The organism is Domibacillus robiginosus, from assembly GCF_000966195.1.
Lineage (GTDB): Bacteria > Bacillota > Bacilli > Bacillales > Domibacillaceae > Domibacillus > Domibacillus robiginosus.
Window position 1 is genome coordinate 1 of record NZ_LAHL01000074.1, and the last position, 13639, is coordinate 13639.

The 13639-nt window shown below is 37.2% G+C and carries 14 protein-coding genes and 1 riboswitch; of the genes, 9 read left to right on the plus strand and 5 right to left on the minus strand.

All coding sequences use genetic code 11. The features are described from left to right. Window positions 1-152: 152 nt before the first annotated feature. The 6 genes from VP97_RS22050 to VP97_RS22070 all read left to right on the plus strand — a co-directional run bounded on the left by VP97_RS22050 (window position 153) and on the right by VP97_RS22070 (window position 4829). A complete protein-coding gene (locus VP97_RS22050) occupies window positions 153-1238 on the plus strand; it encodes an Ldh family oxidoreductase (RefSeq protein ID WP_216594944.1) in 1086 nt (361 codons plus the stop codon). 126 nt (window positions 1239-1364) lie between these two features. Next, complete coding sequence (locus tag VP97_RS22055) at window positions 1365-2186, plus strand: sugar phosphate isomerase/epimerase family protein (protein ID WP_050184314.1); 822 nt, start codon at window positions 1365-1367, stop codon at window positions 2184-2186. Between the two features lie 231 nt (window positions 2187-2417). Then, window positions 2418-3203, plus strand: a complete 786-nt coding sequence (locus VP97_RS22060; RefSeq protein WP_050184315.1) for an SDR family oxidoreductase — start codon at window positions 2418-2420, stop codon at window positions 3201-3203. A 56-nt stretch (window positions 3204-3259) separates the two neighbouring features. Next, entirely contained in the window at window positions 3260-4030 is a 771-nt protein-coding gene (locus tag VP97_RS22065) for an SDR family NAD(P)-dependent oxidoreductase (protein ID WP_050184316.1), read from the plus strand. Window positions 4031-4153: 123 nt separating this feature from the next. Next, complete coding sequence (locus VP97_RS24820) at window positions 4154-4378, plus strand: SDR family NAD(P)-dependent oxidoreductase (protein WP_281175133.1); 225 nt, start codon at window positions 4154-4156, stop codon at window positions 4376-4378. Next, window positions 4374-4829 carry an SDR family NAD(P)-dependent oxidoreductase gene (locus VP97_RS22070; RefSeq protein ID WP_281175134.1) on the plus strand — a complete coding sequence of 152 codons (456 nt, stop codon included), beginning with the start codon at window positions 4374-4376 and terminating at the stop codon, window positions 4827-4829. Before VP97_RS24820 ends, VP97_RS22070 begins: the two co-directional genes overlap by 5 nt. Before the next feature lie 432 nt (window positions 4830-5261). Here VP97_RS22070 and VP97_RS22075 read toward each other — a convergent pair whose 3' ends face one another. Then, on the minus strand, window positions 5262-5537 hold the full coding sequence (locus VP97_RS22075; RefSeq protein WP_050184317.1) for a hypothetical protein: 276 nt from the start codon (window positions 5535-5537) through the stop codon (window positions 5262-5264). Between the two features lie 1018 nt (window positions 5538-6555). Then, window positions 6556-6846, minus strand: coding sequence for a hypothetical protein (locus tag VP97_RS22080; protein WP_050184318.1), 291 nt, complete (start codon window positions 6844-6846; stop codon window positions 6556-6558). Between the two features lie 422 nt (window positions 6847-7268). Here VP97_RS22080 and VP97_RS22085 point away from each other — a divergent pair, with 422 nt between their 5' ends. Beyond that, the gene (locus tag VP97_RS22085; RefSeq protein ID WP_245629962.1) at window positions 7269-7604 is read left to right on the plus strand and encodes an ASCH domain-containing protein; all 336 of its coding nucleotides are present in this window, start codon (window positions 7269-7271) and stop codon (window positions 7602-7604) included. Between the two features lie 500 nt (window positions 7605-8104). Here VP97_RS22085 and VP97_RS22090 read toward each other — a convergent pair whose 3' ends face one another. After that, on the minus strand, window positions 8105-8482 hold the full coding sequence (locus tag VP97_RS22090; RefSeq protein ID WP_050184319.1) for a hypothetical protein: 378 nt from the start codon (window positions 8480-8482) through the stop codon (window positions 8105-8107). Window positions 8483-9100: 618 nt separating this feature from the next. On the opposite strand from VP97_RS22090, the gene VP97_RS22095 reads away from it, so the two are divergent. Beyond that, window positions 9101-9412: a hypothetical protein gene (locus tag VP97_RS22095; RefSeq protein WP_050184320.1), complete on the plus strand. Its 312-nt coding sequence runs from the start codon at window positions 9101-9103 to the stop codon at window positions 9410-9412. 153 nt (window positions 9413-9565) lie between these two features. On the opposite strand, the gene VP97_RS22100 is transcribed toward VP97_RS22095, so the two are convergent. Next, window positions 9566-10267 carry a response regulator gene (locus VP97_RS22100; RefSeq protein WP_050184321.1) on the minus strand — a complete coding sequence of 234 codons (702 nt, stop codon included), beginning with the start codon at window positions 10265-10267 and terminating at the stop codon, window positions 9566-9568. A gap of 51 nt (window positions 10268-10318) precedes the next feature. Then, a riboswitch (cyclic di-GMP riboswitch) is annotated at window positions 10319-10405 on the minus strand. A 459-nt stretch (window positions 10406-10864) separates the two neighbouring features. Here VP97_RS22100 and VP97_RS22105 point away from each other — a divergent pair. Beyond that, entirely contained in the window at window positions 10865-11464 is a 600-nt protein-coding gene (locus tag VP97_RS22105; protein WP_050184322.1) for an RsfA family transcriptional regulator, read from the plus strand. A gap of 310 nt (window positions 11465-11774) precedes the next feature. Here the strand turns inward: VP97_RS22105 and VP97_RS22110 are convergent, their stop codons facing one another. Continuing rightward, a complete protein-coding gene (locus VP97_RS22110; protein WP_082220505.1) occupies window positions 11775-13064 on the minus strand; it encodes an ATP-binding protein in 1290 nt (429 codons plus the stop codon). Between the last annotated feature and the right edge of the window lie 575 nt (window positions 13065-13639).

A 13639-nucleotide genomic window follows, 5' to 3' on the forward strand; every position in this document is an offset into this window, starting at 1 on the left:
TAGTGTTGACAATCCAGCTTATTGACAAAAGCAGGTATTCAAATTTTTTATGAATAGCTTATAATGATTTGTATTTTAATTCTTTTGGAAAGTCCTTTACGATTTAAGTAGATCAAGCATCAACTAAAGACAAACAGAGTGGGGGAATTGAAATGGAAGATAAACAAATGATTATTGATTCCGGGGCATTAATAGATATTTCTGCGCAGCTTTTTGAAGTGGGAGGCTTGAGAAAAGAGGACGCAGCTGTTGTAGCGCATGACTTGGTAGCGGCAAATTTACGCGGCCTGGATTCACATGGAGTTTCCCGTATCCCGATGTACTTAGAAAGGATTAAACGCAAGGTCGTAAACCCACAGCCGAATATTACTGTTCAAAATGTTTTTCCGGCTGTTTCAATTGTCGATGGCGATGATGGAATGGGATTTTTAGCTGGTCACCGCGCAATGGAGGAAGCGATTTCATTGGCAGAAAAAAATGGAATCGGCCTTGTTGGTGTACGCCGCAGTACTCATTATGGGATGGCTGCTCTGTATGTACAGGATGCGATTAAAAAAGGATATCTTTCTTTTGCTTATACAAATTCTTCTCCGGCGCTTCCTGTTTGGGGTTCCCGTACAGCTTTCCTAGGAGCAAGTCCCTTTGCAGCAGGTGTTCCAGGCGGAAAAGAAGAAGTACCGTATGTTTTGGATATGGCCATGACGGTTATTGCACGAGGGAAAATTCGCTTAGCGGCCACACACGGTGAACCCATTCCTCCAGGTTTAGCACTTGATAAAGACGGAGCGCCAACAACAGATGCGGCTAAAGCATTTGAAGGTGTCTGCCTTCCATTTGGCGGAGCGAAAGGTTCCGCGCTGGCGATGTTAATGGATATTCTTGCAGGCGTACTGACTGGAGCAAACTATGGAGGAGACGTAAAAAGCCTTTACTTTGATCACTCCGAACCACAGAACGTTGGACATCTGTTTATTGCTATTCGTCCAGATTTATTTGTATCAAAAGATGAATTTGAAGACCGGATGGATACATTTGTGAAGCGTGCCAAAGCATTGCCAAAGGCACAGGGATTTGAAGAGATTTTAATTCCTGGAGAGCCTGAAGAAAAAACAGTAGCTAAGCGATTGGAAACGGGTATTCTTTTAACTGAAGAGGTTATTAAAACGCTTCAGGAAACGGGTTTGGCACACGGAATTGACATCTCAAGTCAATTAAATGAAATCGCCCTGAATTCCTGATTGATCATTTTTCTTTTTTTCTTTAATCCATATATATTTTTGAAAGCCAACCATGTATATGGATTGAAGTAATTTTTTATAAGATTCTTGCTTGTCACAAGTCTGTCAGTAGAAAGGAAAGAAGAAATGAAGTTAGCTTATCCCTTTTTAACAGAAGAAACAAAAAAACCGCTCCTGGGATACAAGGGAGATATAAAAGATGCTCTTTCAAAGCTTAAAGGAGTTGGTTATTCAGGGGTTGAACTGCTTACCCGAAATCCGGAAGAGATAGATATCTCTATGATTCACAGCTTAATACAGCGATTGGACCTTCAAATTGCAGCAGTTGGGACAGGCCCAGTTGTCAGTGACGATCGATTAACATTTACAGCCAAGAACCGGGAAACGAGGGCAGCAGCTGTGGAGCGGGCTAAAAAGATAGTAGACTTTGCCTCTCAGTTCGATTGCCCGGTAAGTATTGGAAAGTTAAGAGGCGAGATTGATAAAGAGAACACCGATCAATCATGGGCCTGGATGAAGGAGGGGTTCGAGCAGACATGCGAATATGCACAAAAAGTGGGAATCGAAGTAGCAATAGAGCCTCAAAGTCGAACTGCTATGAATAATCTTCATACCACTTTGGATGCGCTTTCTTTCCTGGAGTCTATGAATCTGCCAAATCTAAAGCTAATGCTGGATGTTTATCACATGAATATAGAAGGTGAATCGACAACTGAAAGTTTTAAAAAATCCCGTGAACAATTGATCTACCTTCATATAGCTGACAGCAGCCGCAAAGCACCGGGAAAAGGAACGTTTGAATTTGAGAAAGTTATTCAATCATTGATTTCATTAAACTACAAAGGGTTTATTACTCCAGAAATTAATCAAGGAGAAGATAGTTATTCAGAAGCAAAAGACGCTTTTGAATTTTTAATAGGAATGATTAAAGAACGAAACAGAGCTTAACTCCCTGTTCTATAAGGACGGATCTTTAGCTTCAATTTCGAAAGGGTAGATCGTTTTTGTGATACAACCTTTTTTGGGTTACTTATACCGCCTGGAGAACTAAGGTGAAAAAGGTGGCTTACACGGTTATGTAGACTTAATTTGGGATATATTAATCAACATGATTTATGGGAATATCTAAACACAATTATTGATCTTTTTCCATGATAATAGTAAAGGAGGAAATTTCCGATGAATAATCGTTTTGATGAGAAAGTGGTAGTAATTACAGGTGCAGGATCTGGTTTGGGCCAAGCCTCAGCCTTACAAATAGCAAAAGAAGGAGCGAAGCTTTCACTCATTGATTTAAATGCTGCTTCCTTAGAAGAAACAAAAAGTAAAGTGTTAGAAGCTGTACCAAATGCAGAGGTGTTGCTTATCACTGCTGATGTGGCAGATGAAAAAGCAGTTGAACATTATGTAAATGAAACCGTTGAAAAGTTTGGGGAAATTGATGGTTTTTTCAACAATGCAGGGATCGAAGGAAAACAAAACGTAACAGAGGATTTTGGTATTGATGAGTTCCAAAAAGTAGTTGATATCAACTTAAATGGAGTATTTTATGGTTTAAAACATGTATTGAAAGTCATGAGAAAACAAGGTTCTGGCTCTATTGTCAATACTGCTTCTGTTGGTGGTATTCGCGGGGTAGGAAACCAATCTGGTTATGCAGCCAGTAAACATGGCGTAGTCGGATTAACAAGAAACTCTGGAATTGAATATGGTCAATATGGCATCAGCATAAAAGCCATTGCACCTGGTGCGATTATGACACCAATGGTTGAAGGATCATTAAAACAAATTGATCCAGATAACTGGGAAGAAGTGGGGAAACAATTTGTTGAGCCAAATCCAATGAAACGGTTTGGCAAACCAGAAGAAGTGGCTTATTTAGTAGCATTCTTACTGTCGGATCAAGCAAATTTTGTAAACGCAGCCGTTATTCCAATCGATGGCGGACAATCTTATAAATATTAAGAAGTGTGGAGGTGGTTCTCCGCTGATTTATACTAACAAAAAGGAGCGTTACCATTATGCTGTTTGAAAACAAAGTAGTGTTAATAACTGGTGCGGCTGGTGGCATTGGTATTGCTGCTGCAAAAGCATTTGCAAAAGAAGGTGCAAAATTAGCTTTAGTGGATTTGAAGAGGGAGACGCTAGAAAAAGCGGCTGAGTCTGTGGATGCAAAAGATATTTTATTGCTTACTGCTAATGTTTCAATTGAAAATGAAGTAAAAGAGTATGTTCAAAAGACTAAAGAACATTATGGATACATTGATGTTTTTATCAATAATGCTGGTATTAATGGTGATTTTAAAAATATAACCGAGCAAACAGAAGAAAACTTCAAAAATGTATTTGGAGTAAATGTGATGGGAGTATTTTTTGGTTTGAAGTATGTCCTTCAAATTATGAAAGAGCAAAAATACGGTGCAGTTGTTAATACAGCTTCTAATGGTGGTCTATTAGGAGCCCCAGGAATGAGCGCATATGTTGCATCTAAACATGCGGTAATTGGTTTAAATAAATCAGCAGCGCTCGAAGTCGCAGAATACGGGATACGTGTAAATGCTGTTGCTCCATCAGGTGTAGATACAGAAATGATAAGAAGAATAGAAAAGAATGCTATGGGTGAAAGGGCAGAAGAAGCAAGAAAAGCATTTGAAGCATCTGTTCCTATGAATCGATACGCAACGGCAGAAGAAATTGCCGATCTAATGATATTTTTATCTTCTGAAAAAGCATCATTTATTAATGGGTGTTACTACAGAATCGATGGTGGACAAGGAGCTACATCCGTTTAATGTATAGACTATTTTAATCTATGCCTCTGGATAAAAGTTGTTGAAACTAAAAATATTTTGGAGGGGTTTAAATGACGTTTCCAGTATTAGAAAGGTAAAGTAGCCATTGTAACAGGTGCAGCAATGGGAATGGGGCTTGCTACAGCAAAACTTTTTGCAGAAGCAAAAGCAAAAGTAGTGATAGCAGACTTTAACGAAGAAAAAGGAAAAGCAGCAGCTTCTGAAATTGAAGCAGATGGTGGAGAAGCTTATTTTATAAAAGTTGATATTTCTAAATCTGATCAGGTACAAAATATGGTTGCGAAAACAGTTGAAAAATATGGGCGTCTTGATGTAGGTAGCTATTAATAATGCTGCCCTAACGCCGGATAATGCACCTGTAGCCGATTTTGATGAAGCCTATTGGGATAAACTAATTTCAATTAACCTGACAGGAACGGCATTGTGTATGAAATATGAACTGCAACAAATGATTAAACAAGGACAAGGAGGAAGTATTGTAAATATATCATCAGTAAGTGGTTTCCGCCCTCAACCAAATAACATTGCTTATGTTGCAGCCAAACATGGTGTAGTGGGAATGACCAAGGTTGCTGCACTAGAAAACGGTGATAAAAATATCCGTGTTAATTCAGTAGCACCTGGAGCGATCGACACTCCGATGTTAAGAGGAGCACTGGAAGAAACCGGACAGACGGAAGAAGAATTTGCACCTCAGCTCAGTTTATTAGGCAGATTTGGACAGCCTGAAGAAATTGCACAAGCGAGTCTATGGCTGGCTTCAGATCAATCTTCTTAAGTAACAGGCACAACTATACACGTGGATGCTGGCTATACGAGCCGTTAAATACAATAAAAAAGAAGACGCCTCACTTTATTCTCAAAGTGGTGTCTTCTTTTTATTTAACTCCGTAATACTCATAATCTTTTAAACGCTTCAAAATAGCTTGAACATTTTTCCGTCTGGTCGATCAATAAGAAAGCTTAAATATTTTTTAAATCTAACAAAAAATCACCTTTCGTTGATCATAAAAAACTAAATTCATGGTCGTTAACTGATTACTCTGATATAAGCTTAATTCCATTTAAGGTCACTTTTTGCTTTTTTACTCAATTTTTTCATAGCTTGGGATCATAGCGTAATATCCTCTATTATGAATGTGCCGGCCTCTAAAATCTCAAACTGCAGGTAATCCTTATGCAATCTTGAATTTCGCGTGAAAAAACGTAATTACAGTAAAAAGAAATCTGTGAAAAAGAAAACGCCTTTCAAGCCAAGCACAAGGAAAGCTAAAATTAAATTACAAACAGCGAGGATCTTTTTTTCATGCCTTCTGAACAAAGCGATCAAACTCAAGATGATGACTAGTAAGATGCCTATATAAAATGGTACTGTCAGGTTAAAAGGTGCTGGAACAAAAGAAAATATCACTGATAAAGCGGCTACTAATATAACCAGAATGAATGCTGTATAACTGAGCCAGGAAGATTTTTTACCTTGTATCATCATTTTCCCCTCCTTTTTCATTTTATAAAACGCATTTATCGCATCTTATCTTGCTTATCGACATTTTATGCTGACTAAGGATTTTTGATACAACAACAAAAAGGTGGGAGCGGTATGTGGTTCATCAGTAAAAAGAAATACACTATGAAAGCAAGCGCCACAAGTAATCGGGAGAGCCGCACCTTATCCTGACTTCTTTTTGGTTAGTTCCCGGGAGCGCGAGGGGATTAAAAAGAGCTTTGTAGAAGAAATAATGTGATAAAACATGTGTTGTGATAGAAGATGGTTTATTCTGCTTTTATGATTAAACAATGTAAGGGAGGCCATTTACAATAGGAAAGGTTACATCCTTTTTCATGTTTCAAGGTGGCAAGACGGAAGAAGCCTGAATTAATATCTATTATTAAGGATTCAAAATAATCATTACCGAATTTATTTGCCAGAAGGAAAAAAGAAGTTATTTTAAATCATGAGTTTTTTAGCGAAAACAAGCCATAAAAAAAAACGGGAATGTCTCCCGTTTTAGCTGAGATATCAAAGGTGTCATTCTACTTCTTTTATACCCAATTAGTAGAAAATTATGCAAAAAAAAGAGCCGAAGAATCAAAGATTCTTCGGGAAAAAAGATGAGTTAGCTTTAGGTGGGAGTAGTACTTGGTACTTTATTGATAATACCCATATATCAGGAAAGTAAACTATTATTTCCTTATAAAAACAGAGCAACCCTTTCTCCAAGTCACCCTGCTTTGAAAAGGGCCTGCTTGCTACGTACCTGTTATAGAAATTTTCAACCAATATATAACTGCTTATCTAGTTTGCAAGGAGGCTGTAAAAAGTTTCATTGTTTTTAGACACTTCAGCTTCCTGCTATATGAAAGGTTTTTCACCAACTTGTTTTAAAAATCTATATTTGTTTAAACAAGTATGCTCCTGGAATTTTCTGTTGTTTAGTTACTTTCCGCATACAACATAATACTAGCATTGATTTTCATAACACTTTATTGTTTTCTCTATTATTTCATTTTATTTCTGATGTGTTAAGTCCGTTTTTTATCGTTTTAACCAATCCTACCATTGATTCGAAAATATCTGCCTTTGCGTATTTTCTAGTTTGTTCTTTTTCTAGCTGATAGTTATCATCTGATAATTTAAAAACTGTTACAAGATGCACTTCTTCAGTTTGATCGACTAGAAGGTAGGTGTAGTCGCCTTCTTTAGATTCCTCTTCCCCTGAATTCCAAAGCTCTGTAATTTTAACGTTGTCACCATAACCTTCTTTAACTGCAGCTAGTGGGGTCTTTTTTGTCATTTTATTCTTCTCCTTGTAAAGTTAGTGGATAAAAAAATGGTTCAGTTCCTTGCCTTAGAGGATCATTTTAAATTAATTTCACCCAGTCTTTTATCAGGAACTAGGATTGTGTTAGTTTCATACCCTTTTTCGTTAAAAATATTCAATTAACAGAGCGGTTCATATTTTCTAGATTACATATATAACTGCTCTTAAAAAATTTTATGTAATCAAAGTGTGGACTTTTTGTGATTACTGTACAATTAACGTAAAAATATACGAATTTTGAGTATATTGACTAAAGCACAGAATTATTTTAATAAAAGGTTATTAGCAAGGGAGAGAAGGAAAAATAGGAGCAATTATTGAATAATTCTGGATGAATTAATATAGTAAAAGGCAATTATGCAGATGCATTTTAGTTCGAATCATCAGCAGATTGGTTGGCTGACCTTGTAGTTGAAGGGAAAAAAACAGCGACAACATCAGGACACATATTTTATGAGCTTGAAAATGAACCGTTACCACAAAAAGAACAATATTACATCGTTTTAAATTCAAAGGATATACCGATCGCAATTATCCAAATCAAAAATGTAGAAGTATTACCAATGAACGAAGTAACAGAGGAGTTCGCATTAGCAGAAGGTGGAGGAGACTATGAGTTTTGGTGGAATGCTCACGAAACATTCTTTACAGAACAATTAGCAGTATACAACCTTCCATTCAAACAAGATATATTGATCGTTTGTGAAAAGTTTAAAGTAGTTTACACCTAAAACAACCAGCTGGACTATAAGGCAAGCAAAAACATATATTGTTACGCTGGAAACCGACGAAAAAGCAGGTGCCACTCTTTCAGCTGAAGGAGACGGTCCCTGTTTTGATTAGGAAGAAAGGTTTATAAAGCAACATATGGGTCATTTCCGTTCCTCTCGCGCTGGTAACATAATCAAACAGGACTTCTAGGCTAACAAAGCGCGGGATATCCATATAAAAGAACAGTCAGAAGGATCTCTGACTGCAGGGTGGTAGCAGAACAAAACGCTTGAGAAAAGAACTGTCTTACGTTAAAGAATTATGGTCAAATTCAAAGATTTTTATAGTGAATAGCAAATGCTGCCGATGCAAGCTGCTGAACATTTCTAATTGATTCCGTATAAATCCTTTTGCATGATTTTAATCGTTTTATGAAACAAAAAAACCTGCAAACATCACCTTCAGAAGAAAGGTTTTGTCTACAAGCATAAAATCCTCAATGAGAATTTGATAGCTTTATTTATTTAATCGTTTCTGTCCAGGTATGCAGCTCGTACTGACTGACCAGTTCATCTGGAAATACGGTATTAGCTTTTTCATTTGAAAAAAAGTAAATATAAACAACTGTTCCGGATCCCAGATTTTCTTCTTGCCAAACGCGGCCAATTGTAGCAAAAGTAAAACTTTTAGAAGCTGCTTCGTGTCGAATCACTTTCTCAGCTTTTCGATCAAGCTTCTCTAAAACAGCAGAAAAGTTTGGCGTTTTACCTGCATTAAATGAAAATCGTTCTTTTTTGAAATGAAAATCCTGGCCATTGAACCGGGTGCTGGCTTGATTTTTAATCTCAAGTGACTTAATAACTTCCTCCATTGTTTCTGTCGGCAGATTGATTTTCACTCTTTAAACGCTCCTTTTCGTTAAATATAAGACCCCTGCCCCTGCTAACAGCAAAACTTCCATTACTTTTTATATGAATCTATTTTAGTTTATGCCCGGATTGGTTAAAAATATTCCTGATTTGGAAAACATAGTACAATTTTCGTGTTTTTGCTATCCTATTGACACATTCTGAAAGCATAGCAGGGTAAATGAACTTAGTGAGACACAGGCCTATTCCTCCATCAGTGTGACTTTGCCATTAAATAGTTTACTTTTAGCCGAGTTCTCCGCTGCCAGATGAAAAAACTTTAAAAAGTCTTTTGCACACGAATTGAGATAAACTCTTAACACTTTCAGGAAAAATGAATAAAAATTGATAATAAAGCGGGGAGAATACAAGTTAAAAATGATTCAAGCAAATTTGCAGATCCATATGAAGAACGGACCTAAAAGACAAGGGAAGCTCTGCTTTTTTACTTTCGCGAGGGCAGGGCCTATGCTTTAAAAGAGTAAGAATGTAAAAGAAAAGAACAAAATGCATTATTTTCTCGAATTATATATAATAATAAAAATAGCTGTCTAGAAATGAAAATACTTATTACGTTTTTTACATTATCCCTGAAGGAGAGTTGTATCATGGCGAGAGTGCTAAAATCGAATAAAGACATTGAACAATTTTCAATCGATTTCCCCCAAATTGCTTTTTATGATGAACAAGGAAGCAAGTATTACTTTGTTTTTGAAGACAAGCAGCGGAGTGGTCAATGGACGCTGATGTTCAGTGAAGACACAAGGGCGTGGACCATCCATGGCAAGGGAGAAACCTATTGTGACCCGGGTGAACAGCTGCTAGAAACCACTGAAATGGTTCGGTTTCTTTGGAAGAACCGCGGCTCTGTTAATAGAGCTTTGCGTCAAAAAATGGAATCCAACAACGATCATACATAAAAAAGCAGGCTCTATTATTTTCTTAACATGGCTATAATCTTTTTTCTAAATAATCAAAGACAATGGTTGGACTCTTTATCATTTTTATCAAGAACACCCCCACTTTAACCGTCAGGTAAGTGGGGGTTAGTTCAAGGTAACGAGAAGTGTATCCTATCTAACTTTAACCCAGCCATTTTTAATAGCTGTCACAACAGCCTGGGTACGATCATTGACTTCCATTTTTTTTAGAATGTTATTGACGTGGCTTTTAACCGTTTTTTCACTGATATAAAGTGCTTCTCCAAGATTTCGATTACTTTTCCCATCCGCTAGCAATTGTAACACTTCACTTTCACGGCGAGAGAGCAAATGCAGCGGAAGGCGCACTGAAGGCTGCTGAAATCTTTTTTTGTGGTTTGCTGTACTTGCTAAATGGCGATACGCTTTAAGTAACTTGTATGCTACACATGGATGCAAGTACGATTCACCTTTTGCCACAGCTTTTACCGCTTTTACAAGACTATTTGCGCCTGTTTCTTTCAGTAAATAGCCTAAAACACCTGACTGAAGCGCATATATGACATCATTTTCATCGTCGTGGGTCGACAGAATAATGACCTTTGTTTCCGGATATTGATTGATTAAGTTACGAACTGCTTCAATACCATTTGTTTTTCGCATGTTGAGATCAAGGATCACAATATCTGGACTATGCTGACCTGTCAGTTCAATAGCCTCTATACCGTCTTTTCCTTCAGCAAGCACTTCTAAGGTTTCTTCACAATTAAGAATACGTTTAATCCCTTCGCGGAACAACGGATGATCATCAATAATAATTAATGTAGTTTTTGGCTCAACCTGTTTATCCTGCACGTTTAATCCCTTCCTTTAAAAAAAATGATCCAAACAAGGAAGGAATCCCTATTTGGCAGCCCGGCTGTCATGATTCAAAAGAATGGTAGACCCGTGGCTTTGCGTCCTTACCTTTCGATAAGTTTGCCTTTGTCATTTTTTATTATAATAGGAAAACGACAGAAAACAAAAAATAAAAGTGCCAAAATTTGTAATGCCCACTAAAGGGAAGAGCTTTGTGGATTACTAGTGGGACTATCATTGAATGAGCGAAAAGAAATGGGTGAAGCTCCAGTCGGCAACGGCATTCAAGTAGCGATTGATCCTGCAATATCTACGCCGGTAATAAGCAGGAAATACACAGTATGTTACCAACATATAATTAAAATGAGGTTGAACACAAAGCTAATATCGCCTGCCTGTATCTCAGCAAGTTCTAAGCATTTTCAGGTCTGATTAATATACCAGCGGATTATACGGAAGCTAACAACTTTCATAAATATTTTAAAGTTAACCAGAATATAAATAAAGTATCTAATTTTTAAGCGCTTTTGTATAGCAGGCGGGAGAAAAGGTCATCTTGAGAAAAGGATACCTAATTAAAAGGGGAGAAAACCGATGACAGAAAGACAAGATGCCTGGTCGGAAGAAAATGATCTGCTGCTTGCTGAAACGGTATTACGCCATGTGCGCGAGGGAAGTACCCAGTTGAAAGCGTTTGATGAAGCAGGAGAGGGGTTGAATAGAACGGCTGCAGCCTGCGGGTTCCGGTGGAATGCAGTAGTTAGACAACAGTACGTGAGGGCAATGGGCGCAGCAAAAAAACAAAGAAAAGATTATTTTTATATGCTGGCTAAAAAGGAAAAAGCTATTGAAGTGACAGATCATACAGTGGAAGTGCCAGCAGAGAATTCCATAAATCCCGGTATTTCTTTATCTGAGGTTATCTCTTTTCTAACCGATCTTGAGAATAAAAGGACCTCCCTGGCAGAGGTTGAACAGCTTCGAAAAGAGCTGGCAATTATAAAGGAAGAAAAAGCTGAATTGGAGAAAAAACTAGAACAAACACAGCAGAAAAACGTTACAATGCAGGAAGACTATGAAACCTTAATGCAGATCATGAATCGTGCCAGACAAACAATGCTATTAACTGATAATCATTCATCTCCTGCCTTTGAAATGGGACAGAATGCTAGTTTAGAAAAAATCGCGGAATAATTACCCGCTTGAGTGTAAAGCGCCGGGCTTATGTTCAGGCGTTTTACATTTTTGCCAAACAGAAAGGAATTTCATTTACTTATTTGGAGCGCATTCTAGTATTTTTGTTTAAGAAAGTATATTTTTGAATGGCTTGGCATATTAAAAAGACAAATAAAAAAGCAAGAACAGCTTAAGAGACTGCTCTCCTGTCTTGCTCTAACAGGTCAGTCGCTAAGGGCCATTCTTGCTTTTTTTCGTTCATTTAATTAGGTTAGTTTTTTCAAGCTATACCTGAGCCTTTATCACTGCTTAAAATAGAGATTACAGCTTATTTGATAGCTTCTTCTGGAGTATGTTCCACTGCCGGGAAAAGAATTGTAAAGCGAGTGCCTTTTCCAACTTCGCTGTCCACTTTAATTTTTCCCCCCATGGCTTTCACAATGCTATAGACGACCATCGTGCCAAGTCCGGTTCCAATATCTTTTGTTGTAAAGAAAGGATTTCCTAAGCGCTCGATTTGTTCTTTATTCATTCCGATACCTGTGTCTGTTATGGTGACAATGGCATTATTTGAAGCACGACACAGATCAATGCGTAATGTCCCTCCGTTAGGCATTGCTTCAATGCCATTTTTTATCACATTGATAAGACACTGGTGAACCTTTTTATCTTCGCCAGCAATATGAATATCCGCCGACAGATTCATTTCAATTTCTACACTGTTCATAGCAGCATAAGAATCAACGAAATTCCCCATATGTATGATTTCTTGATGCAGATCCAATATCTTTACGTTTTCTAATGAAGGCTTTGCAAAGGTAAGATACTCTGTAATCGTAGCTTCTGCTTTGTCCAGCGCTTCCAGCGCTGTTTCAGCATATAGCCCTTTCTCTTCATCTGAAAGGTCCGGCTCACGCAGTAGCTGGACAAATCCTTTTGTAACAGTCAAAGGGTTTCTAACTTCATGAGAAATACTTGCAGCCAATTCACTGACTGTTCTCAGTTTTTCAAGCTTCAGTATTTCTTTGGAAAGCAACGCACTTTGCCTTGTTCTTTCATTTATCATTACAAACGATACAACTCCTATTAATTGGGTGAGCAGGGTAGTGATAAAAACGACAAGGTATTCTACATCTGTTTTTTCTGACTCAAACAAAAACATTAATGCCATTCTAGAACATGATGCAAATAAAGCTGCTATTACAGCAAATTGTACTTTTTGTCGGATCGTAACTGCATGTTGGAAGAAGGGAATAATAAAAATGATTGAAACAAGGAACAAAGAATAAATCAACAGAGCAGTACCAAAATAAGGGGTCTCTAAATAAAAACGATATGTCAGCATTACTATTGTTAAGATAATGGCAACCCTGCGTCCTCCGTATAATGCCCCAATGATGAGAGGGATTTGACGGAAATCAGGAGTATGGCCTGCAGAATTGATGATAGGGAAGCTCATACAAAAGATAATAGATATGGCAGAGACAAGGGTGAACATAACTTTACTTGTAAATGGAGTGGTTTTTCTTTCAATAAACTTAAAATAGAAAGTGAAACAAAAATGAACGATGAAAATATTTAGTAATAAGTTCTGAATATTATCTGATAAGCTACTCAATTTACCAGCTCCGTTTTTATGATCGGTTCGTATAATTCTGCAACTTTTACACCAGCTGATCGGACTGCATAAAAGAGGAATATTTTCTCTTTTTTAAGGTTGTTACTATCAATAAAATCAAGTTATACAAGTTAGGCATTTCTTTTTATTTTCTTATAAAATAGGGCGACATTCTATACAATTTGATCGACAAATGTCGACATTCATCAGATTAACTATATTGAATAATCACTTTCAATAATCTAGAGAGAGCGAGCAATTTAAAGCAAGAAACATCCACCTTGAAAACTTCGCTAACATAACAAAAGCCGCCAGATTGGTGGAATGTCGGTGGTCTGAATCAAGCAGTATCCGTAACATCCGGCAGCTGAATTATTAAGCAAAATATCTCAAGAATTGAACAGGGTCATTAATAAATTTCATATCATGAAATAAAAAAGAAGCTATTACAGGCTTCTTTTTTGTTTGGTAAAACTGATACTCCTCCCGCTATTTATATTGGGGGATTTTTCTATTTTTTAGGAAGAATATAAATGAGTAAACAAAAGTATTGATTTTCTGTATACAAATGTATA

Excerpts from the sequence above, each read along its gene's own strand:
- VP97_RS22050 (WP_216594944.1), top strand. The coding sequence starts at position 153 with ATGGAAGATAAACAAATGATTATTGATTCCGGGGCATTAATAGATATT.
- VP97_RS22055 (WP_050184314.1), top strand. The coding sequence starts at position 1,365 with ATGAAGTTAGCTTATCCCTTTTTAACAGAAGAAACAAAAAAACCGCTC.
- VP97_RS22060 (WP_050184315.1), top strand. The coding sequence starts at position 2,418 with ATGAATAATCGTTTTGATGAGAAAGTGGTAGTAATTACAGGTGCAGGA.
- VP97_RS22065 (WP_050184316.1), top strand. The coding sequence starts at position 3,260 with ATGCTGTTTGAAAACAAAGTAGTGTTAATAACTGGTGCGGCTGGTGGC.
- VP97_RS24820 (WP_281175133.1), top strand. The coding sequence starts at position 4,154 with ATGGGAATGGGGCTTGCTACAGCAAAACTTTTTGCAGAAGCAAAAGCA.
- VP97_RS22075 (WP_050184317.1), bottom strand. The coding sequence starts at position 5,537 with ATGATACAAGGTAAAAAATCTTCCTGGCTCAGTTATACAGCATTCATT.
- VP97_RS22080 (WP_050184318.1), bottom strand. The coding sequence starts at position 6,846 with ATGACAAAAAAGACCCCACTAGCTGCAGTTAAAGAAGGTTATGGTGAC.
- VP97_RS22095 (WP_050184320.1), top strand. The coding sequence starts at position 9,101 with ATGGCGAGAGTGCTAAAATCGAATAAAGACATTGAACAATTTTCAATC.
- VP97_RS22105 (WP_050184322.1), top strand. The coding sequence starts at position 10,865 with ATGACAGAAAGACAAGATGCCTGGTCGGAAGAAAATGATCTGCTGCTT.